We start from the raw sequence: 20367 nt of genomic DNA, 5'->3' as shown, positions 1-20367 counted from the left end.
GGCGGTGGCAGTCGTTCCGGTGGTGGCAGTCGTTCCGGCCGTGCGCGTCCGTTGTCGCAGCGGCGGAAGGGGTCTGGGCGGGGCGGACCCCTTCCGCCGCCCCTCCTGGGTGTCAGGCCCGGACCACCTCGTCCCCATGCAGAGGTGAGGACGTGCTCGCCGCCGTGGCGTCCGGTCCGGTCGCGCCGGCCAGGACCGCCGCGCCGACCAGACCGGAGTCGGATCCCAATTCCGCCGGAACGGCGCGAAGATGACGCAGGAACGGCATCGTCGCGTACCGCTGCAGGTGATGGTTGAGCGGTGAGAAGAGCACTTCGCCGGCCTGGGCCACGCCGCCGCCGACCACCGCGACGTCGATCTCGACCAGCGCGGCGGTGGCGGCGATGCCGGCCGCCAGGGCACGCGCCGCTCGGTCGAACGCCGCGAGGGCGGCTGGGTCACCGGCGCTTGCCGCTGTGGCGACTGCCGACGTGACGGCCGTCGCGGTCGGCCGCCAGCCCAGGGAGAGCGCGTGCCGGGTGATGGCCGTACCGCTGGCGATGCCCTCCAGACAGCCGATGGCGCCGCACGGGCAGGGGTCACCGTCGTAGTCGACGCTGATGTGGCCGAGATGACCGGCGTTGCCGGTCAGGCCGTGGTGCACGGTTCCGTCGAGGATCAGGCCGGCACCCACCCCCGTGGACACCACCAGACAGAGCGCGCTCCCATGACCGCGCGCCGCACCGTGGCGGTGCTCCGCCGCCGCCATCGCCACCGCGTCGCCCGCCAACGACACGGGTCTGTGGGCGAGGGCCGGGTGGGCCGCGACCGATGCGGCAAGCGGGAAGTCGCGCCAGGCGGGGATGTTGACGGGGCTGACCGTTCCGTGCGTCAGGTCGACCGGGCCGGCGCTGCCGATGCCCAGCGCGCGGACGTTCCGCCACAGCGGGCCGGCGGCGAGGGCGTCCACCACCTCGTACACGGCGCCGAGAAGCATGTCGGCGGACGCCTGCGCCGGGGTGGCGCGCCGCACGCGGCGGAGGAGGTCCCCGCCCTCTGTCACCAGGGCACCCGCGATCTTGGTCCCCCCTATGTCCAGGGCACCTGTCAGGACATCGTCCGGGGTGTGGGGAACGAACGGCTGACTACTCATGGTAATCACATCTCCGGATGGTGGGGTGCGTGGAGCGCTCGGGATCCGGCACATCCGACCATGCGACTGACAACGTTGTCCACAAGAGGGGCCGAATGAGTCCCCATGCTCCCCCGCGGCCCGTTCGGTTTAGTCAGGATTTAGTAAAACTGCTGATCACAGCCCTGGAGGCGAGTGAAATTCACCTGAACCGGTCTATGGACATTGCCGCGAAGTTACGTCTACGTTGAGCGCTCATCAGGCCGAGCGGCCGGGAGTCGTCGCAGCGTTCCCCGCTCCGGCATCGACGGTTCATGCGGTGAAAGGTGGCAGAGATGCGGAGAAGTTGCGTGGGAATCGTGGTCGCGATCATGGTGGCGGCCACTGCGTGTAGCGGCCAAGGAGGCGCCACGGGCGGCGGGACCGCGGCCCTTCCGAGCGATCCGGCGAAGGTGTCCGGCGAGATCACCGTCCTGACCAACAGGACGGACCAGATGGCCGACGGCACGTTGAAGAAGTACGCCGCGGAGTTCCGGAAGGTGTACCCGGGCGTGAAGGTCAGGTTCGAGGGACTGACCGACTACGAGGGCGAAACCAAGATCCGGATGAACACCGACAACTACGGCGACGTCCTGCTGATCCCGAACTCCCTGTCCGTCAAGCAGTACCCCACCTTCTTCGCCCCGCTGGGCGAGGCCGGCGAACTGTCGGCGAAGTTCGACTACACCGACCACGCCACCGTGGACGGCCGGGTCTACGGCCTGGCCGCCATCGGCGTGGCGAACGGATTCGTCTACAACAAGGCGGTCTGGGCGAAGGCCGGCGTCGACGACTGGCCGACTACGCCCGAAGGCTTCGTCGCGGACCTCGAGAAGATCAAGGAGAAGACCGCCGCCACGCCGTACTACACCAACTACAAAGACGGTTGGCCGCTCACCAACTGGACCAACGCCATCGGCTCCCCCACGTGCGACGCGGACTCCTACGACTCCCTGGCGACGACGGACAAGCCGTGGAGCCGGGGGTCGGACCTGTACACGATCGACAAGCTGCTCTACACGATCGTCGACGAGAAACTGGCCGAGCCCGATCCCACCACGACCAACTGGGAGGACTCGAAGGCGCAGATCGGAACCGGCAAGGTCGCGTCGATGTGGCTCGGCTCCTGGGCGATCTCCCAGATGCAGGCCGCGGCGAAGGCAGCCGGGAAGGACCCCGACGACATCGGGTTCATGCCCTTCCCGCAGCAGACGGACGGGAAGTTCTGTTCCGTCCTGCGCCCCGACTACCAGTACGCGGTCAACGTCCATTCGGAGAAGAAGGCCGCTGCCCGCGCGTGGATCGACTGGTACATCACCGAGTCCGGTCAGTCCGCCGCCGAAGGATCCATCTCCTCGGTGAAGGGAACCCCGCTGCCCGACACGCTCGCGGCGTTCTCCGACAACGATGTCAGCACCATCCCGCAGCACCAGAAGGACGTCGCCGAGGTCAACGCGATCGACAAGGCGTCCGAGATCGGCATCACCGCGCAGGACTACCGGCAGAAGCTCGTGGATGTCGCCCGCGGAGCGGCGGACGGGGACATGGAGAGCTTCTTCGACGATCTGAACGGTAAGTGGTCCGACGCCCGGCAGGGCCTCGGCGGCTGACCGCGCCGGCCCTCGGACGGGCCCGGGACCACGGCCGGGCGGCCGTCCCGGCCGCCCGGAGCCGACGGGGAGCCGTCGCCCGCCTCGCTGCCGCCCAGCGCCTTCGACCGGGAACCACCAAGAGGAACCATGAGATGACCGCTGTCCAGAAGACCCGCGCAGCGGAGCACGCCGACGACCGGCGAAGTGCTCCGCCCCCGGATGCCTCCCCCGCCCGGTCCCGCACCGGCAGGCGCCGTCGTATCGCCGGCCTGACCCCCTGGCTCTTCCTCGCCGTCCCCCTGACGCTGCTGGGGATGTTCACCTACCTCCCGGTGGCCGACATGATCGGCTACAGCTTCACCGACTGGGACGGTGTCAGCCCCGTGTCCTCCAACGTGGGTGCGGAGAACTACACCGAACTGGTCACACAGCCCGCGCGGTTCGAGGTGTTCCTGGTCAGCGGCTTCTACCTGGCCGCCTCGGTCGTACAGATCGCTCTCGCGCTGTACTTCGCGACGGTCCTCAGCTTCAACACCCGATTCCGTAACCTCTTCAAGGGCCTGCTGTTCTTCCCCTACCTGATCAACGGGGTGGCCGTCGGATTCGTGTTCCTGTACTTCTTCCAGCCCGACGGGACCCTCGACACGTTGCTGGGCATGGTCGGTGTGGGCGGCAAACACCTCTGGCTGGGCGACCCGGACCTGGCCAACCCCTCGCTGGCCGGGGTGTCGATGTGGCGCTTCACGGGGCTGAACATGGTGCTCTTCCTCGGCGCCATCCAGTCGATCCCGCCGCATCTGTACGAGGCGGCCCAACTGGACGGGGCGAACCGCTGGCAGCAGTTCCGGCACATCATCGCGCCCAGCATCAAACCCGTCATCAGCCTGAGCTTCGTTCTCGCCGTCTCCGGTTCACTGGCCGTCTTCGAGATCCCGTACATCATGACCGGTGGCGCCAACGGCACGGAGACCTTCGTCATCCAGACGGTCAAGCTCGCCTTCCAGTTCGACAAGGTCGGTCTGGCCTCGGCCTCGGCCGTCCTCCTGCTGGTCCTCATCCTGCTGATCACCTGGGTCCAGCGCCGGCTGATCCCCGAGGAGAGGGTGGAACTCTCGTGACCACCGACACCAACGACACCATCGCCGCCGCCCCCGCTCCCACCCCCGACCGGCGTACGGTCCGCGCCGACCGCGGCGCACTGTCCCGCACCGCCGTCGCTCTGAAGTACCTCTCCCTGCTGCTGGCCTCGGCGGCCGTCGTCGTTCCGCTCGTCGTCGTCCTGCTGACGTCGCTGAAGACGCAGTCGGAGGTGGCGAACGGCGGTCCGCTGTCGCTGCCGGGCGACTGGTTCAACTTCGCCAACTACACGACCGCCTTCGAACAGGGCGCGATGGCGCGGGCGTTCGGCAACACGGCGCTGATCCTCGTGGTCTCCACCCTCGGGACCGTACTGATCGGATCGATGACCGCGTACGCCATCGACCGTTTCCACTTCCGCCTGAAGAAGCTGGTGATGGGCCTCTTCCTGCTGGCCGCGCTGGTTCCGAGCGTCACCACACAGGTCGCGACCTTCCAGGTGATCGACGATCTGGGCGCCTTCAACACCCGCTGGGCGCCGATCCTTCTCTACACCGGCACCGACATCGTCTCGATCTACATCTTCCTGCAGTTCATCCGGTCCATCCCGCTCGCCCTGGACGAGGCCGCGCGCATCGACGGCGCCAACTCCTGGACCATCTACTGGAAGATCATCTTTCCGATGCTGCGGCCGGCCGTGGCCACCGTGGTCATCGTCAAGGGCATCGCCGTCTACAACGACTTCTACGTGCCCTTCCTCTACATGCCCGACCCCGACCTCGGCACCATCTCCACCGCCCTGTTCCGGTTCAAGGGTCCCTTCGGAGCGCACTGGGAGACCATCTCCGCCGGCGCGATCCTGGTGATCGTGCCGACCCTGATCGTCTTCCTGGCGCTGCAGCGCTTCATCTACAGCGGTTTCGCGGCGGGTTCCACCAAATGACCCGCCCGAGCGCCGCACCCCGCACCACGTCCCACGTCCCACGAGGAGTCCCGCATGAAGACCAGCACGCCCGTGTCCCAGGGCTGGACGCTGCGCCTGAACACCGACCGTCACACACCCGAGCGGGCACCCGCCGGACTGGCCGGCACCACCGTGCCGGCCCAGGTGCCCGGCTGTGTCCACACCGACCTGATGGCGGCGGGATGGCTGGCGGACCCCTACCTCGACCGCAACGAGGACGAGGTGGCGTGGGTGGGCCGCGCGGACTGGACGTACGCGACCCGGTTGCCGGGATCGGGTGACGCGTTCGAGCGTTCCGACCTGGTTTTCGAGGGACTGGACACGGTCGCCGCGGTGCGCGTCGGCGACCGGCTGGTGGGGCGCACCCGCAACATGCACCGGTCCTACCGGTTCGACGTCACCGAGCTGCTCGCGGACGGGCCCGCGCCCCTCGAAATCGCCTTCACCTCTGCCTACACCGAAGCGGAGGCGGTGCGCGCCGCTCTGGGAGAGCGACCCAACTCCTATCCCGAGCCGTTCAACTACGTGCGCAAGATGGCCTGTTCGTTCGGCTGGGACTGGGGTCCCACTCTGGTGACGGCCGGTGTGTGGCGCGAGGCGCGGATCGAGCAGTGGTCGACGGCCCGGCTGGCCGAGGTCCGGCCTCGGATCACCGTCGCCGAGGACGGCACCGGTGTCGCCGAGATCGTCATCGACGTCGACCGCACGGCCACCGGAGAGCACCGGCCCCTGCGGCTGGTGGCCGTCGTGGGTGACGCCTCGTCGGAGGTCACCGTCCCTCCGGGGGAGAACAGCGCGACGGTGACCGTACGCGTCCCCGACGCGGAGCTGTGGTGGCCGCGCGGCTACGGCGACCAGAGGCTGTACGGGTGCACGGTCGTACTCGGCGAACCCGACGGCGGCGGCGAAGCCCTCGACGCGTGGGAACGGCGCATCGGCTTCCGTACCATCGCACTCGACACGTCTGCGGACGCCCACGGAAGCGCCTTCACCCTGGTCGTCAACGGCACCCCGGTCTTCGCCCGGGGAGTGAACTGGATACCCGATGACGCCTTCCCCTCGCGGGTCACCACCGACCGCTACCGCCACCGCCTCACCCAGGCCGCCGAAGCGGGCGTCGACCTGGTGCGGGTCTGGGGCGGCGGCATCTACGAGGACCGGGCCTTCTACGACCACTGCGACGAACTGGGGCTGATGGTCTGGCAGGACTTCCTGTTCGCCTGCGCGGCCTACCCGGAGGAGCAGCCGCTGCGTTCCGAGATCGAGGCGGAGGCCCGGGAGAACGTGACCCGGCTGATGCCCCACCCGTCGCTGGTCCTGTGGAACGGCAACAACGAGAACCTGTGGGGCTTCGCCGACTGGGAGTGGGAGCAGGCGCTGGGCGGCGATTCCTGGGGCGAGGGTTACTACCTGGGTCTGCTGCCCCGCGTCGTGGCTCAGACGGACCCGACCCGCCCGTACTGGGCCGGGAGCCCGTGGTCCGGATCGTGGGACCACACGCCCAACGACCCCGACCACGGCACCGCGCACTCCTGGGAGGTGTGGAACCGCCGTGACTACAACGAGTACCTCACCACGGTGCCCCGCTTCGTCGCCGAGTTCGGCTGGCAGGCGCCGCCGACGCTCGCCACCCTGGAACGGGCGCTGACCGAACGCCCGTTGGCGGCGGACTCGCCGGCCATGCTGCATCACCAGAAGGCCGAGGACGGCAACGGCAAACTGAACCGCGGTCTCGCCCCGCACTTCCGGGCTCCCGCCGACTTCGACACCTGGCACTACCTCACCCAGCTCAACCAGGCACGGGCCGTAGCCGCGGGCGTCGAGCACTGGCGCTCGCACTGGCCCCGCTGCGCGGGCACGGTGCTGTGGCAGCTCAACGACTGCTGGCCGGTCACCTCCTGGGCGGCGATCGACGGCGACGGCCGCCTCAAGCCCCTCTGGTTCGAGATGCGCCGCCTGTACGCCGACCGGCTGCTGACGATCCAGGGCCGCGACGGCGACCTGGTGCTCGCCGCCTGCAACCAGAGCGCGGCGATCTGGGAGACCACGGCCACCGTCCGTCGCCTCCGGGCGGACGGGACGGTACTCGCGCACAGCGAGGTCGTCGTGAAGGCCGCGGGGCGCAACGTGGCCCTGGAACGGCTCCCCGAGGCGGTGGCGCACTTCGGTGAGGTGGGCGAGGAACTCCTGGTGGTCGACGCGGACGGCCTGCGTGCGGTGCACTTCGGCTGCGTGGACCGCGAGTTCGCGCACCCCGCCGCCTCCTACGAGGTGAAGGTGAGCGAGGACGGTGAGAACGGTGCGCTGGTCACGGTCACGGCCGGGGGGCTCGTACGGGACCTGCTGCTGCAGTCCGACCGGTTGGACGGGGACGCCCGTACGGATCGCGGGCGGGTGACGCTGCTGCCCGGTGAGAGCACGACGTGGCGGGTCACCGGCTGGCCGCGGCCGGACGCGGATGCCGCTCGCGCCGCGCTGTTCTGCGTCAATGACGCGGAAACCGCCCGTGAGTGAGGGGAACGCACGCCGGCCGGGGCGCGTCACGATCTCCGACGTGGCGGCCCGGGCCGGCGTGTCCCGGGGAGCGGTGTCCCTCGCGTTCAACAACCGTCCGGGCGTCTCGGAGGCCACGCGCGAGCGCATCATGGGCGCCGTCGCGGAGCTGGGGTGGGTACCGAACCAGGCCGCGATCAAACTGTCGGGGTCGGCGACCGGCGCGGGGGACACCGTCGGTCTGGTCGTCGCCCGGCCCGCACGCCAACTCGGCCTGGAGCCCTACTACATGGAATTCATCTCCGGCGTCGAATCCGTACTGGAAGGGCAGGGATGCTCGCTCCTGCTGCACCTCGTGCGGGACACCGACCAGGAGATCGCGGTGCACCGCCAGTGGTGGCAGTCGCGCCGGATCGCCGGTTCCATCCTGGTCGACATCCAGCAGGACGACCCAAGGATCACCGAACTGGCGACGATCGGGCTGCCGGCGGTCGCTGTCGGCCACCCGACACTGACCGGCGGCTTCACCTCGATGTGGACCGACGACGCGGCGGCGGTGAACGAGGCTGTGCGCTACCTCGCCGCCCTCGGGCACCGGCGGATCGCACGGGTGGGCGGGCACCCGGCGCTCGGCCACACCATGATCCGTACCACCGCGCTGAACACGATCACGGCGGAGCTGGGTCTGGAACCGGCCCGCAGCGTCACCACCGACTACTCCGGTGAACAGGGCGCCCGGGCCACCCGGTCGCTGCTCGCTTCCCCGGAACGGCCCACGGCGATCATCTACGACAACGACATCATGGCGGTCGCCGGTCTCTCCGTGGCCGCGGAGATGGGCCTGAGTGTGCCGACGGACGTGAGTCTGATCGCCTGGGACGACTCCCAACTGTGCCAGCTCACCCGTCCGAACCTGTCCGCGATGAGCCACGACGTCTTCGGTTTTGGCGCCGACGTCACCCGTCGGCTCTTCGACGTCGTCCACCGCCGCAACCCCACGTCCGGACCCCCCGCGATACCCGCGCTACTGCCCCGCGGCAGCAGCGCACCCCCGGGAGGCACCGCCCGCTGACGGTACGGAGCCCGCGCCCCTGTCATCCCGCGCCCGACACCGGCCGACCAGCCCTTTTCCACGTCCTCGGAGTGTCCTGTGACCACATCCACCCTCCTGCCCCCCGCCCTGCACGCCCCCTCGCGGGGATCAGGCACCGCGCTGCTCGTCCCCCACGGGCAGCGGCCGGGCGTCGCCGAATCCCGGGCCGAACGGTGAAGCTCGCGACGCGGGTCTGGGGCGACGGTCCCCGTACGGCCGTACTGGTGCACGGCCTCATGACGGACTCCCGCAGCTGGATCCGGGTGGCTCCGGCGATCGCGGAGCACGGCTACCGCGTCGTCGCCGTGGACCTGCCCGGACACGGCGCCAGTGAGCCCGCCGAGACGTACACACCCGCGGCACTCGCCGCCGCCCTCCTGGAGAACCTGCCCCAGGCACCTGACCTGGCCGTCGGCCACTCGCTGGGCTCGGCCGCGCTGCTGCTCGCCGTGTCCGGACTGCGCTGCGCCCGCGCCGTTCACTGCGACCCGGCCTGGGTGCCCCGCCGACGCGACCTGGACGCGCTGCGCGCCGCCAAGTACGCCACCTGGCAGGAGTTGCGGGCCACCCACCCCCGCTGGCACGACGAAGACATCTCGACGGAGCGCCGCGCTCTCGCCACCTGGGACCCGGCGTCCGTCACCGCCCTGCGACACCTGCCCGGCCTGCCGGACACCCCCGCCGTCCCCTCGCTCGTCGTGCTGGCCGGCCCCAGCGAGCGGATTCCGACGGCGGAAGCCACGACGCTGAGCCGTCGTGGCTGGCAGGTGCGCACGGTGGACGGTACGGGGCACACCGTCCACCGTGACGATCCGGACGGCTTCCTCCGGGCACTGCGCGGCTGGCTGTGACCGGCCCCCTCGGCCGGACCCGCCGCGCAGTGCTCCGAGAAGGCGTCAGGGCAGCGCGATCTCGCCCTGGTTCAGTACCCGGGGGAGGAAATAGGCCGTCTGGATCTCCGCATTGGTATTGCTTCCGCGCAGTTGCTCGGACCACATCATGAACCATGCCCACTGAGGCTGGCTGTCCAGCAGCGAAGCGGTCGGCACCTTGCCCATCTCCGCAATGGCCATGGGCTTCGTTCCCGCGATGTTCCGCATCTGCTGGTAATCGGCGGAACTGGGGTAGTTCTTGTACCAGGCGTCCAGCGAGACGACGTCGACGTATGCATCGCCCGGATAGTAGTTGCTCCACCCGCCGGCCGGATTGTCCTGCACGTTCCACACCCAGATCAGATTTTCCAGCCCTTTCGTCTTGGCGAGATAGTCGTGGGTGATCTGGTAGAGGCGCGCACTGCCGTTCGTTCCGGGCCGATTACCCCACCAGTTCCATGATTCGTTCATCTCGTGGAGTGGCCGGAAGAGCACCGGCACGCCGGCGCTCCTCAATTGCTGAAGGTAGGGGACGACCTCGTCGAGGCGTCGCTTCCAAGCGCTGTTCAGGGCAGTGCCGTCGGTGATGATCTGCGAGAACTGCGCGGCGGAGACGTTCGACTTCACGCCACCCTCGAACGCGCAGGTGCTCCCGCCCGTGGGCGGGCAGACGTGCCAGGTCAGGGCGGTCAGCGAACCATTGGCCCACTCGGTCTTCGCCTGGTCGACCACCCGCTGCCGGTTGGCCACGTCCGCGGCGTTGAACATCAGATCACCGCCCCACAGCCCGGGGTACTGCCCGGTCACGTCCTTGACCTGTTGCGTGTACAGACCCGGCGTGGAGGCAGGTTCTTTGTTGTGCTGCCCGGAAACGATGTGATTTCCGGAAATGGTGCGGAGATAGTTGAGCACATTCTGCCGGGGAGTCGCGGGAAACGCTTGCGCCGAATCCGCCGCAGGCCAGACGGAGATCGCAGCCGCGACAGCAGCTGCCGCCATAAAGGTGATGTAGTGCCGGATTGTCCTCATGGGCATCCAAGCTCTCGTGGGGAAACCGCGTTCTTGTCGCCAAGATGGCCGCTGCGCCCTTGCTCGTCAATGGGTCGAGCAGCGCTCCGCAACCCGTCGGGTTGAGACTTTGCTTAACGTTTTCTGAACGCGGCCGAGAAGCTGTCGAGTTGTCCGGCATGCGTGCTTTCGTTTTACGTCTCACCACTCATCGACAAGCGCACTCGCCCCGTCACCGGGACCTCACTGACCGGGCCGGCCTCCCCATGCGAAATCCGCGCCGCGTGGGGTCCCCGCACGGGAGAGGGGTCCGCCTCCCCCGGGCGGGGAAGGCGGACCCCGGACGTCGGGGCGTCGAGCCGTCAGGCCGACGGGGTCAGAGCAGCGCGGTGACGGTGCCGGCGCCGACCGTGCGGCCGCCCTCACGGATCGCGAAGCCGAGCCCGGCCTCCAGCGGGACGTCCCGGCCCAGCTCCACGGTCATGGTGACCGTCTCCCCCGGCCGCGCGACCGCCGTCGTCCCGAGGTCCACGTCCCCGACCACGTCGGCCGTACGGATGTAGAACTGCGGCCGGTAACCGGTGGCGACCGGTGTGGTGCGGCCACCCTCGCGGGCGGACAGCACGTACACCTGGGCGGTGAATCGGCGCGTCGGAGTGACGCTGCCGGGCGCGGCCACGACATGGCCCCGCCGGACCCGGTCACGCTCCACCCCACGCAGCAGCAGGGCCACGTTGTCGCCGGCCTGTGCAGACTCCATCGGCCTGCCGAAGGTCTCCAGCCCGGTGACCACCGTCTCGGTGTCCGCACCGAGCACGTGGACCCGGTCGCCGATCCGTACGGTGCCGCGCTCGACGGCACCGGTGACGACGGTGCCGCGCCCGGTGATGGTGAGCACGTTCTCCACGGGGAGCAGGAACGGCGCGTCGGTGTAGCGCACCGGCATCGGCACGTAGGTGTCCACCGCGTCGAGCAGCCCTTCGATCGCCGCGGTCCAGCGCGGGTCGCCCTCCAGCGCGCCGAGCCCGGAGACTTGGACGACGGGCACGGTGTCGCCTCCGTACCCGTGGGCGGAGAGCAGGTCACGCACTTCCAGTTCGACGAGGTCGGCCAGTTCGGGGTCGGCGGCGTCCGCCTTGTTCAAGGCGACGACGATGTGGTCGACGCCGACCTGACGGGCCAGCAGCACGTGCTCGGTGGTCTGCGGCATGACGCCGTCGAGCGCGGAGACGACCAGGATCGCCCCGTCGAGCTGGGCGGCCCCGGTGACCATGTTCTTGACGTAGTCGGCGTGGCCGGGCATGTCGACGTGGGCGTAGTGCCGGGTGTCGGTCTCGTACTCGACGTGCGCGAGGTTGATGGTGATGCCGCGCCGGGTCTCCTCGGGGGCGCGGTCGATCCGGTCGAACGCGACGTACGAGGTGGCGGTGCCCGGCCGTCCGCTGAGGACCTTGGTGATGGCGGCGGTGAGGGTGGTCTTTCCGTGGTCGACGTGGCCCATGGTTCCGATGTTGAGGTGGGGCTTGGTGCGCACGTATGCCGTCTTGGGCATGGCTCGTTCCTTGGTTTCGAAGCCGTGAGAGGGGACCCCTGTGCCCGTCCGACCCTCCCCTCGCGGGATCCGCCGGACAGTGTCGGAGGAGGGTCAGCTTCGGGCGCCGCCGAGAAGCGCAGGAGCAGCGGTGGTGGCTGCGGCTGCGGGGGATGCCACTGCGGAGAGTGCCGCGGCAGCGAGCGCCGCCGTGATGAGCGCCGCCATGATGTTCGCGGCAGCCTTCGGCGCGTCCGCGACTGCGGACGGCGCTGCGAGGAAGGCGTACCGGGACATGTACAGGATGATGGCCGGTCGGGCCGGTGCGCGTCGACAGGTTTTCCGACCGGAAGGCGGGGCCGCTCCGGCTCGTCCGCGCGGACGCGGCGGGGGTGCGACTTCCGGACTCCCGGTCTGCCGGACACGGTTGATGCGCTGCGGACGCAAACCGGACCCATGCTGTCGGAACGTCAGATCATCACGCGTACATTACGGCGATCACATGCCGCTTTCGGTTACTCTCCCCAGATGTTCGAACCCGTCACCGCAGCCCGTCCCCGCAACGGTCCGGCCCTGCGCCTCTCGAAGGCGCTGCTGTCCCCCTGGTCCCGGTTCTCCCTGCTCGTGGTGGTCCTGGCGGCCGCCGCGTCGACCATGCTGCTGTTCGACCCGCAGCGGATGCTCTCCTCCGGCTGGCCGGCCCAGTTGACGGGTGGCACGGCGGCCCTGCTGTTCGGGCTGGCGTACGGCGTCTCCACCGTGGCCTTCGCGCCGCGCCCCCTCCTCAATCTGGCGGCCGGAGCGCTCTTCGGTACCCAGACGGGTCTGGCCGCGGCGCTCGCGGGCACGGTGCTCGGGGCCGGGATCTCCTTCCTGCTCGGCCGGGTACTGGGGCAGGAGGCGCTGCGCACCCTGGTGCGCGGGCGCTGGCTGAAGGCGGCGGACCGCCTGCTGAGCCGGCACGGTTTCCGTTCCATGCTGGCGCTCCGGCTCTTCCCTGGTGTGCCGTTCGCCGCCGCCAACTACTGCGCGGCCACCTCCCGGATGCGGTACGCGCCGTTCCTGCTGGCAACCGGGCTCGGGTCCATCCCCAACACCGCCGCCTACGTGGTGGCCGGCAGCGAGGCCGCATCGCCCACCTCTCCCGCGTTCCTCCTCGCGATGGGGTTCATCGTGGTCTCGGGCGTCGGAGGCGTGCTGGTCGCCTGGCACAAACGTCATCGGCTCGGCGCAGCGGCCTGAATCCGCGCAGCCGCGTCCGGCGAGGAGCGGCGGACGACGGGCCATGGGCGACCGGCGGCGGAAAGGGGCCGGGGCAGGGGGCAGGGGGCAGGGGGCAGGGGGCGAGCAGTTCACCTGTAGGCGATACTCTGCGCCGGACGACAAAAGATCTCCGAGGCTTCCGCCTTGTCCTTTTCTGACCGTTTTCGCACGCTGCCGACGTCTCCATGTCGTGCGGCCGTAGCCTGATCACCTCCGGGATGGCCTAAGCCCCATGAGCTGGTTCGAATCATTCGTCCTGGGGTTCGTTCAGGGACTGACCGAGTTCCTGCCGATCTCCTCCAGCGCGCATCTGCGGTTGACCGCCGCTTTCGCCGGGTGGCACGACCCCGGCGCGGCGTTCACCGCGATCACCCAGATCGGCACGGAAGCTGCGGTGATCATCTATTTCCGCAAGGACATCGCCCGCATCATTTCGTCCTGGTTCCGCTCGCTCTTCGACCGCGAGATGCGCAGCAACCACGATGCCCAGATGGGCTGGCTGGTCATCGTCGGCTCGATCCCGATCGGCGTCCTCGGAGTCGCCTTCAAGGACCAGATCGAGGGCCCCTTCCGTGATCTCCGTCTGATCGCGACGACCCTGATCGTCATGGGCATCGTCCTCGGCATCGCGGACCGGCTCGCGGCCCGCGACGAGGCCGGCGGCCGACACCGCGCCGCCAAGGAGCGCAAGTCGCTCCAGGACCTGGGTGTCCGGGACGGCCTGATCTACGGGTTCTGCCAGGCGATGGCCCTGATCCCGGGTGTCTCCCGCTCGGGCGCCACCATCAGCGGCGGTCTGCTCATGGGCTACACCCGCGAGGCGGCGGCCCGCTACTCGTTCCTGCTGGCCATCCCCGCCGTCCTGGCTTCCGGCGTCTTCGAGCTCAAGGACGCGGGCGAGGGACACGTCTCCTGGGGCCCGACGATCTTCGCGACCCTGGTCGCGTTCGTGGTCGGTTACGTGGTCATCTCATGGTTCATGAAGTTCATCTCGTCCAAGAGCTTCATGCCCTTCGTCTACTACCGCGTGATCCTCGGCATCCTGCTCTTCGCCCTGGTCAGCGCAGGTGTGCTGAGCCCCCACGCGGGCGAGTCGGCGGGCTGACCAGGCAGGAATCTAACGGATACCGCTAGGTTGCAACTGGAGATTTCTGGAGTGAATTAGAGGACTTTCGAGCCTTCTAACCATGATCATCTCCCAAAGTTCTCCCAAATGATCTTGGGGGCTTGCCAAGCACGGGGAGCCGGCAGGCGGGAGCACAGCACCGCCCGCCGACCGCGCGCAGCAAAGAGCCGGGGCAGGACCGCCACCTGGAGGGGTGAAAAGCGGTACTGCCCCGGCTCTCTGCTGAACGACTGAGTCACCAGTCGGTATCTCTGGGAACCTCTCGCCCGCCACTAAAGGGGTGCGCGACGAGCGAGAGGCATTCCCCGACGGTGCCCGCCTTTCGGTCGCGCCCGCCGAGCATGTGGGTTATCAACTGCCCTTGGCATAGTCCGGACGCCTGAGCGCAACCTGATATATCAGGTTGCCGGTCGCGTCCTACGGTCGGATCTCACTCGATGATCATCAATCGATGTAGGGGTCCGGATGTCAGGTGCAGGCGGGGCCGCGTACCGGCGTATCGCCGCGGACATCCGCCGCCGCATTGCCGTCGGCGAGTGGGTGGCCGGCCAGTCGCTCCCGTCGCGCAGCGAGATGGCCGCCGAGTACCACGTCCACGAGCAGACGGTGCGCCTGGCCTACGACCTCCTCCGTCGGAGTGGTGTCCTCGATGGGGAGCGGGGGCGGCATGTGGTTGTGGCGCATCCTCCTGCCATGCGGACTCTCACCGACGCGGATGCCGATTGGCCGTGGGGCACCGAGCGCACGGACTCCAGTCCGCAGCGCGCAACCGACGACCTTGCCGGCCGTCTGGACGTTCCAGCTGGAGCCTTGCTGCAGCACGAGGTGGTGGAGTGCCTGGAGCCGGGTGGCCGGTCGGCGATGCTGGTGGAGTCGTGGTGGCGTGGTCGTCGCCGCTCGCACTCGTCGTGTGTGGCCGAGTTGGGTGTCGTGTCGCTGCCCGAGGGTCAGGCGCACGCGCTGGGCCTGCTGGTGGACTCTGTGGCCTACCGGGTGGTGCGGACTCGTCTCGATCCTCATGGTGCCCCCGTGGAAACTGCCGATCTGATCCTGCCGCTGGATCGGTGGACGATCCGTCTCTGATCTGCGTGGTGACTTTTCAGTCAGCTCCATGTCGAGCCTCGCTCATTTGTGGCCGAAATACCAGCCTTGAGCGCATCCATGTGCACCTACCATTCAGTAGGTCACCGCGCGTATCACCCCTGGCCAGAGGTCTGTTACGCACCACGAAACCGGCTCACCGACTCGGCTACAGCGGCGCCGAGCGCCCGGCTCACCACCGACCGGTCGGCAGTCCGGCCCGTGCACGCCGGATCGCCTGCCGGGTGTCGGTAGGTGTCATCGCGGGCCCCTGACGCGCTGAACCCTTCGACGGCTACCTCGAAGTCGCCGACGATCGAGTGGTCGCAGTTGACGCAGATACGGGGGAACGTCATCAGCGGGCCTCCCGCCACGCGCGGCCAAGATGTGCCGAGGTGGGGCAGGAGACGCCAGCCCGACAGGTGGCACAGGTGGCGGTGTGCCCGACGAGATCCCGGTACGCGCCATCCCTTGCCGAACCGTGCTCCCCCAGGGCGCGTTGCCCGTCCGCCAGTAGCTCGGCAACCGCGACCGCGTTGCACAGGTGCCCCGGGCTTCGGACCGGGACGCACCAGTGCAGTCCGGAGGCGTGCGCAACCCCGGGTCTGGGGGTCACCACCCAGGACCCGCGGCCGAGGACCACCGCCAGTGGGGACCGCCACGTCTCCACCGTGCCAGCAGCGACGAGGGCGTAGTAGTACCTGCCTGCGTCGTGGATCACCGGGCCGTCGAGGCGCTGCCCCATCACCGCGGAGGCGACGTGGCAGTTCGTTCCGCCGACCGCGGCGTGCACGAGACCGACGGGCATTTTCACGGCATCCCACCGGGCGCCGGCCGCGAGAACGACAGGGCTCTCCGTACTACGGGCTGCGGCGGCTCCGGCGAACCAGCGGGCCGCGTCCGTGCTTGTGCGTGCGTTCATGGGCTGAGCCTGCACCGGCCCAGCAGCTACGCGCGATCACGAGTTCGGCAGGAAAACCAGGGGCTGTCACCACTCCACGACGACAACCCGCGGGTCTGTCATCACCAGCCCATGATTTGGGGGACTGCCCGTCCAACTCGCGCCATATGGTGGCGAGGTGGCACGCAACGAGAGACCGAAACAATGCGCGCGCGAGCTCGCCGGACAGGCCGCGGTAGAGGGCTGGAGCCCTTGGGTGCTGGCGTCCCGCATCGCTGAGGAGACCGCTGTCAGTCTGCTCCAGGCGCACCGTCTGGCGAGGGGGTGGACTCTGGCCGAGGCCCGCATCGAGCTGGGTGGCATCGGGGTGCGGGTCACCACTCAGCAGCTCTCCGCGTGGGAGACCGGGCGGGGTAGGCCTGGCGACACGCACCTGGATCACCTGTGTCGCCTGTACGAGACCCGCCCCGATCGGCTGGGGTTCGGTACCGACTACACCCCGGCCGGGACTGATGCGGAGGCCGGCGCAGGCACCGACCGAGGCGCCGTGTCGGCCGGCCGGACCGTCGAGGTCCCGCAGCAGTCATCTGCGGCGCTGCCGTCCCTCGCCGTGATCCGGGCCCGCATGACGGCCGCCCTGTCGCCGCCTCTTGCCGAGGTGACGATCGAGCAGTGGGAGCGGCGGGCCGCCGAGCACGGGCAGGAGTACCAGGTGCTTCCCCCGACGCGCCTCCTTCACGACAGTGTCTGTGACTTCGTGGAGCTTCAGCAGATGCTGGAACAGAGCCAGGCCGCGGACGCCCGTGCGCGGCTCTGCCGGGTCACCGCGCAGCTGGCGGGCACGGCGGGGATAGCTCTCGTGGCGCTGGGAGAGCACCGGGAGGCCCGCCGCTGGTACCAGGTGGCCCAGTTGGCTGCCGACGAGACTGGCGACCGGGCGCTCAGGGCGTGGTTGTTCGCCCGGGAGGCGGTCATCCCGTTCTATTTCGGCGCCCCCGCGGCAGCCCTGGCCCTGGCGGAGCGGGCCCGGCTACTCGCGGGTGCCACGGTCTGTGCCACCGCGGCCTGGGCGCCCGCGCTGGAGGCGCGAGCCCTGGCCCGTCTCGGCCGACACCGCGAAGCCCAGGACGCCCTCAGGATCGCCCAGGCCGCGTTCACGAAGCTCGGGTCGACGGACACCAGCGACACCGCCTACGGGTACACGGAGCGGCAGTTGGTGTGGCACGAGGGCAGCATGTGGACGACGATCGGCGACACCCGGCGGGCCCAGCGCGCCCTGCACGAGGCGCGCGGCCTGTACGGGCCAGAAGAGCACCTGGACCGGGCGCTCATCACGATGGACGAAGCGACGTCACTGATCGGTGTGGGCGAGATCTCGGTCGCGTGCCGGGAGACAGAACGCCTGCTGCTGGGTCTGCCGTCCGACCACCTCACTGGGATCGTGGTCGCCCGGGCCCGCGAGCTGCTCGGGGCCGTTCCTGCTCGGGCAAGTGTCTCGGCGCCGGTCCGTGACCTGCGTGCGCTGCTCGATGACGGGGTGCCGGGGATGGCTGCTCTTCAGTGACGGGCGAGGAGCTGGAGTAGCCCCGTCACGGCGACGCCGGCCACGATCTGCCGGTCGTCGATCATCTGCTGGATGGTGTTCAGCGGGTGCCACTCGATGCGGTCCGCCTCGTGGGTGTCCACGGGATCGGCGACCCGCACGGCATCGTGCGCGAGGTAGACGTGGTGCTCGGCGTTGGACATGCCCCCGACGGGCTGGTTGTAGGCGAGCGGGGTGAGCGCGGCCGGATTGACCTGGTAGCCGGTCTCTTCCAGTACCTCGCGGGCGGCAGCGACGGTCAGTTCTTCGCCGGCTTCGACGATGCCGCTGGGGATCTCCCAGTTCCAGGTGTTGGTGGCGAAGCGGTGCCGCCACATCAGGAGCACCTCATGGGCGTCGTTGAGGAGGACGGTCGCGGCGACGGGTGCCAGCTTGATCAGGTGGTGTTCGTACCGGGGACGGCCGGGCGGTTCAACGTCGACGAGGTCGAGTTCCACCCAGGGGCTGGTGTAGATGGGTCGGGTGCCGTGCACGGTCCATTCGCTCATCGTTGTCTCCTGCGCCTCGCCCACCAAGATCGCGTCATCGTAGTCCGGGAGGTCTGGGCTCTGTCGGCCCCTGCCCGTACTGTGGTGCGCATGCCCCCGACTTCGTGTGACGTTGCTGCTGCGCGCCCGTTGACTGTGGTGAATGCGGAGATCCGCGCACTGTGGCAGCGGGGTGGTGGGCGCCTGTCGGTGGAGGCGCGCCGGGAGTACGAGCGGTTGCTCGCGGAGTGGGCAACAGCCGTGCGGGGGGACGTTGGCGAGGCGGCGTGAACTACTAGTGATCTACCAGTTGGTCCCAGATTGGTAGTTCGTGACGCACGAACGCCCGCCCCCACACAGCTTGGGGGCGGGCGTAACGCTGGACGGCCGCCCGGCTATCGAACCGACGACTTCTCGGGTGCCACGGTTTCCCAGTGGCAGACGGACGGGCCAGCGGCACAGGAGTCACCCGTCTCCCGGAGGTGGGCGGGGCTACCTCTCAAACAGCGTGAGGCGTGAAGGCCGGGTCTCACACCCGGATGCCGCTGTAACCAGCATGGCAGAAGCCTCGCTGTCAGCGCCGTCGTTTACGATCCGGCCGTGGCGAAACCGAGTGATGAACTGATCGAATTGTGTCGTGCCGCTGTCGAGGCTGAGCGGGTGGCGACGAGCGTGCCGTACACCGAGGAAGGCTGGCGGCCGTGGCGGGAAGCGGCAGCGGCGTTCCAGTTGGCGGTGACCGCCGAGGCTGCGGCAGGTGGGGCGAACCGGTACGAGCTGGAGATGGCAGCGAAGAAGGCGGTCCTCCACCCGGAGCCGGGCGCCTGACCAGTGTTTTCCTGCGATCCCAGGAAAACCTGGGGAGGCAGCCCCGCCCCACCGGGTGCTGTGCCGGTGGGGCGGTTGCAATCCCCGCGGGTAACGGGCCCGGAGGCCCTGGGAGTTGTTGCTAAAAGCGTACCGGGCCGGTATGGCAACCGGTCGGGCGTCACCTGCGACTACCTCGTGCGCCGGTAAGCACCAGGCGAAAGCTGAACGAGTACCTCGTCCGGGCCGGGGGTGTACTGCGGGATGGTGCCGCCGTGCGCGTACCCAGAGAAGCCGCCACGGCGGATGAGGGCAGCCAGCAGGCGGCGGATCACAGTTGCCCCCGGTAGAGAATGTCCAGCTCGTCGTCGAGCTCCATGAGGTCATCGTGGTATTCGAACAGCATGGCGCTCCGGAACTTCTCGACACCCTCCTTGAACGATGCAGTGTCGGTGGCGACATTGACCGTCCTCGGGCGCTGCTCCTCGGGTTGGTGCACGGTTTCCTCCTTGAAGGGCGGCCCCGCCGACAGAGTCTCGTAGAGAGGCGTGTCCAGTGTGGCAGGGCGGGTGGGGGCGCACGGGCGATAGGCTGACATGCGGGCCCTCCGGCCACTAGACCTGGCCGGAGGGCACCATGCTGTGCGGGTCAGACTCGGTCGAGGACGACCTGCCCGTCCTCGGTAAGCCGCCGCCAGAAGGTCCCGTCGGTCTCGTGGACAGCCCTCGTGGCAGCGACGGGGTCGCAGGTCTCGACGATCAGGTCCCAGTCCGTGTCGCGCGGGGAACCCTCGGTGGTGCCGTACACGCGGTACGTGGCCATGGTCGACGGCCTCACTGCTCGCTGGTGGCGACTTCCGCGCCCATCAGCCCGACGGCTTCGAGGCCGGCTTCGATGGTGACGGCGCGCTTCAGGAGGAAGGTGGCCTCGGTGATGAGGCGGGTCAGGTCGCCGGAGACCGTCCGGCCGTCGGCGGGCGGGTTCGCGGCGATGTACGCGGCCTGCTTGGCCAGGCGCTCGGCCTCCTCGGCGAACTGGTCCTGCTCCCGCTTGAGTGAGTAGGTCAGGGCTTCGCGGGCGGTTACCTGCGCCATGGTCGTGGCCCTCACTGCTCGGTGGTGGACTTGCTGCGGATCAGGAGTAGGCAGTCGGCGCACCAGGACTCGTCCGGCTTGTCGAGACGCAGCGGCACCTCCCGCTTCGGCCACGGGAAGACGATCCCTTCCTCGCTGCACGCGATGGGCTGGAACTCCTCAACGACGGGGCCCACCGGCTTGTGCCAGATGAGCTGGTCCGGCGTGCGGCCGTAGCCGGGCACGCGCTCAGAGATGGCGAGCATG

The 20367-nt window shown here is 69.2% G+C and carries 22 protein-coding genes and 1 pseudogene; 12 read left to right on the top strand and 11 right to left on the bottom strand.

Features of this window, described 5'->3' with window-relative positions; all coding sequences use genetic code 11:
- Window positions 1-112: 112 nt before the first annotated feature.
- Window positions 113-1132, bottom strand: a complete 1020-nt coding sequence (locus tag ACFYPN_RS16505; protein WP_358756845.1) for an ROK family protein — start codon at window positions 1130-1132, stop codon at window positions 113-115.
- Between the two features lie 314 nt (window positions 1133-1446).
- On the opposite strand from ACFYPN_RS16505, the gene ACFYPN_RS16500 reads away from it, so the two are divergent.
- The 6 genes from ACFYPN_RS16500 to ACFYPN_RS16475 all read left to right on the top strand — a co-directional run bounded on the left by ACFYPN_RS16500 (window position 1447) and on the right by ACFYPN_RS16475 (window position 9220).
- Window positions 1447-2760: an extracellular solute-binding protein gene (locus ACFYPN_RS16500; protein WP_358756843.1), complete on the top strand. Its 1314-nt coding sequence runs from the start codon at window positions 1447-1449 to the stop codon at window positions 2758-2760.
- A 134-nt stretch (window positions 2761-2894) separates the two neighbouring features.
- A complete protein-coding gene (locus ACFYPN_RS16495; protein WP_358756841.1) occupies window positions 2895-3860 on the top strand; it encodes a sugar ABC transporter permease in 966 nt (321 codons plus the stop codon).
- A gap of 20 nt (window positions 3861-3880) precedes the next feature.
- Entirely contained in the window at window positions 3881-4762 is an 882-nt protein-coding gene (locus tag ACFYPN_RS16490; RefSeq protein WP_389298986.1) for a carbohydrate ABC transporter permease, read from the top strand.
- Window positions 4763-4816: 54 nt separating this feature from the next.
- Window positions 4817-7297 carry a glycoside hydrolase family 2 protein gene (locus ACFYPN_RS16485; protein ID WP_389298825.1) on the top strand — a complete coding sequence of 827 codons (2481 nt, stop codon included), beginning with the start codon at window positions 4817-4819 and terminating at the stop codon, window positions 7295-7297.
- Window positions 7290-8348 carry a LacI family DNA-binding transcriptional regulator gene (locus ACFYPN_RS16480; RefSeq protein ID WP_358756837.1) on the top strand — a complete coding sequence of 353 codons (1059 nt, stop codon included), beginning with the start codon at window positions 7290-7292 and terminating at the stop codon, window positions 8346-8348. Before ACFYPN_RS16485 ends, ACFYPN_RS16480 begins: the two co-directional genes overlap by 8 nt.
- A 194-nt stretch (window positions 8349-8542) precedes the next feature.
- Window positions 8543-9220, top strand: coding sequence for an alpha/beta fold hydrolase (locus ACFYPN_RS16475; RefSeq protein ID WP_389298823.1), 678 nt, complete (start codon window positions 8543-8545; stop codon window positions 9218-9220).
- A 45-nt stretch (window positions 9221-9265) separates the two neighbouring features.
- On the opposite strand, the gene ACFYPN_RS16470 is transcribed toward ACFYPN_RS16475, so the two are convergent.
- From ACFYPN_RS16470 to ACFYPN_RS16460, 3 genes are all read right to left on the bottom strand, one after another.
- The gene (locus tag ACFYPN_RS16470; RefSeq protein ID WP_389298821.1) at window positions 9266-10270 is read right to left on the bottom strand and encodes a glycoside hydrolase family 26 protein; all 1005 of its coding nucleotides are present in this window, start codon (window positions 10268-10270) and stop codon (window positions 9266-9268) included.
- A 355-nt stretch (window positions 10271-10625) separates the two neighbouring features.
- Entirely contained in the window at window positions 10626-11801 is a 1176-nt protein-coding gene (tuf, locus tag ACFYPN_RS16465) for an elongation factor Tu (protein WP_389298819.1), read from the bottom strand.
- Between the two features lie 93 nt (window positions 11802-11894).
- A complete protein-coding gene (locus tag ACFYPN_RS16460; RefSeq protein ID WP_358756829.1) occupies window positions 11895-12077 on the bottom strand; it encodes a hypothetical protein in 183 nt (60 codons plus the stop codon).
- Window positions 12078-12308: 231 nt separating this feature from the next.
- Here ACFYPN_RS16460 and ACFYPN_RS16455 point away from each other — a divergent pair, with 231 nt between their 5' ends.
- The 4 genes and pseudogenes from ACFYPN_RS16455 to ACFYPN_RS16440 all read left to right on the top strand — a co-directional run bounded on the left by ACFYPN_RS16455 (window position 12309) and on the right by ACFYPN_RS16440 (window position 15252).
- Window positions 12309-13022 carry a TVP38/TMEM64 family protein gene (locus tag ACFYPN_RS16455; protein ID WP_358756828.1) on the top strand — a complete coding sequence of 238 codons (714 nt, stop codon included), beginning with the start codon at window positions 12309-12311 and terminating at the stop codon, window positions 13020-13022.
- Window positions 13023-13275: 253 nt separating this feature from the next.
- Window positions 13276-14148 (top strand): undecaprenyl-diphosphate phosphatase, encoded by an 873-nt coding sequence (locus ACFYPN_RS16450; RefSeq protein WP_358756826.1) that lies wholly within the window; start codon window positions 13276-13278, stop codon window positions 14146-14148.
- A gap of 486 nt (window positions 14149-14634) precedes the next feature.
- A pseudogene (locus ACFYPN_RS16445) lies at window positions 14635-14784 on the top strand (GntR family transcriptional regulator); the annotation flags it as partial.
- A gap of 78 nt (window positions 14785-14862) precedes the next feature.
- A complete protein-coding gene (locus tag ACFYPN_RS16440) occupies window positions 14863-15252 on the top strand; it encodes a hypothetical protein (RefSeq protein WP_389299013.1) in 390 nt (129 codons plus the stop codon).
- Between the two features lie 134 nt (window positions 15253-15386).
- Here the strand turns inward: ACFYPN_RS16440 and ACFYPN_RS16435 are convergent, their stop codons facing one another.
- Together ACFYPN_RS16435 and ACFYPN_RS16430 are read right to left on the bottom strand one after the other, a co-directional pair.
- Window positions 15387-15605, bottom strand: a complete 219-nt coding sequence (locus ACFYPN_RS16435) for a hypothetical protein (protein WP_389298816.1) — start codon at window positions 15603-15605, stop codon at window positions 15387-15389.
- Window positions 15605-16171 (bottom strand): hypothetical protein, encoded by a 567-nt coding sequence (locus ACFYPN_RS16430; protein WP_389298814.1) that lies wholly within the window; start codon window positions 16169-16171, stop codon window positions 15605-15607. Before ACFYPN_RS16430 ends, ACFYPN_RS16435 begins: the two co-directional genes overlap by 1 nt.
- A gap of 235 nt (window positions 16172-16406) precedes the next feature.
- Between ACFYPN_RS16430 and ACFYPN_RS16425 the strand changes: the two genes are divergently transcribed.
- On the top strand, window positions 16407-17714 hold the full coding sequence (locus ACFYPN_RS16425) for a hypothetical protein (protein WP_389298812.1): 1308 nt from the start codon (window positions 16407-16409) through the stop codon (window positions 17712-17714).
- On the opposite strand, the gene ACFYPN_RS16420 is transcribed toward ACFYPN_RS16425, so the two are convergent.
- Entirely contained in the window at window positions 17708-18241 is a 534-nt protein-coding gene (locus ACFYPN_RS16420) for an NUDIX hydrolase (protein ID WP_389298810.1), read from the bottom strand. The two genes, ACFYPN_RS16425 and ACFYPN_RS16420, sit on opposite strands and share 7 nt — an antisense overlap.
- Before the next feature lie 639 nt (window positions 18242-18880).
- Here ACFYPN_RS16420 and ACFYPN_RS16415 point away from each other — a divergent pair.
- A complete protein-coding gene (locus tag ACFYPN_RS16415) occupies window positions 18881-19048 on the top strand; it encodes a hypothetical protein (RefSeq protein ID WP_389298808.1) in 168 nt (55 codons plus the stop codon).
- A 310-nt stretch (window positions 19049-19358) separates the two neighbouring features.
- On the opposite strand, the gene ACFYPN_RS16410 is transcribed toward ACFYPN_RS16415, so the two are convergent.
- The 4 genes from ACFYPN_RS16410 to ACFYPN_RS16395 all read right to left on the bottom strand — a co-directional run bounded on the left by ACFYPN_RS16410 (window position 19359) and on the right by ACFYPN_RS16395 (window position 20366).
- Window positions 19359-19526, bottom strand: a complete 168-nt coding sequence (locus ACFYPN_RS16410) for a hypothetical protein (RefSeq protein WP_389298806.1) — start codon at window positions 19524-19526, stop codon at window positions 19359-19361.
- Window positions 19527-19675: 149 nt separating this feature from the next.
- Window positions 19676-19849, bottom strand: a complete 174-nt coding sequence (locus tag ACFYPN_RS16405) for a hypothetical protein (protein WP_389298804.1) — start codon at window positions 19847-19849, stop codon at window positions 19676-19678.
- An 11-nt stretch (window positions 19850-19860) separates the two neighbouring features.
- Window positions 19861-20121, bottom strand: a complete 261-nt coding sequence (locus ACFYPN_RS16400) for a hypothetical protein (protein WP_389298802.1) — start codon at window positions 20119-20121, stop codon at window positions 19861-19863.
- 11 nt (window positions 20122-20132) lie between these two features.
- Window positions 20133-20366, bottom strand: a complete 234-nt coding sequence (locus tag ACFYPN_RS16395) for a hypothetical protein (RefSeq protein ID WP_389298800.1) — start codon at window positions 20364-20366, stop codon at window positions 20133-20135.
- Window position 20367: the final 1 nt, after the last annotated feature.

The sequence above is a fragment of the Streptomyces sp. NPDC005576 genome, from assembly GCF_042871745.1.
In the GTDB taxonomy this organism is placed as follows: Bacteria; Actinomycetota; Actinomycetes; order Streptomycetales; family Streptomycetaceae; genus Streptomyces.
The sequence above is the reverse complement of the archived record's forward strand: the minus strand, read 5'-3'. Positions and strand labels throughout refer to the sequence as shown.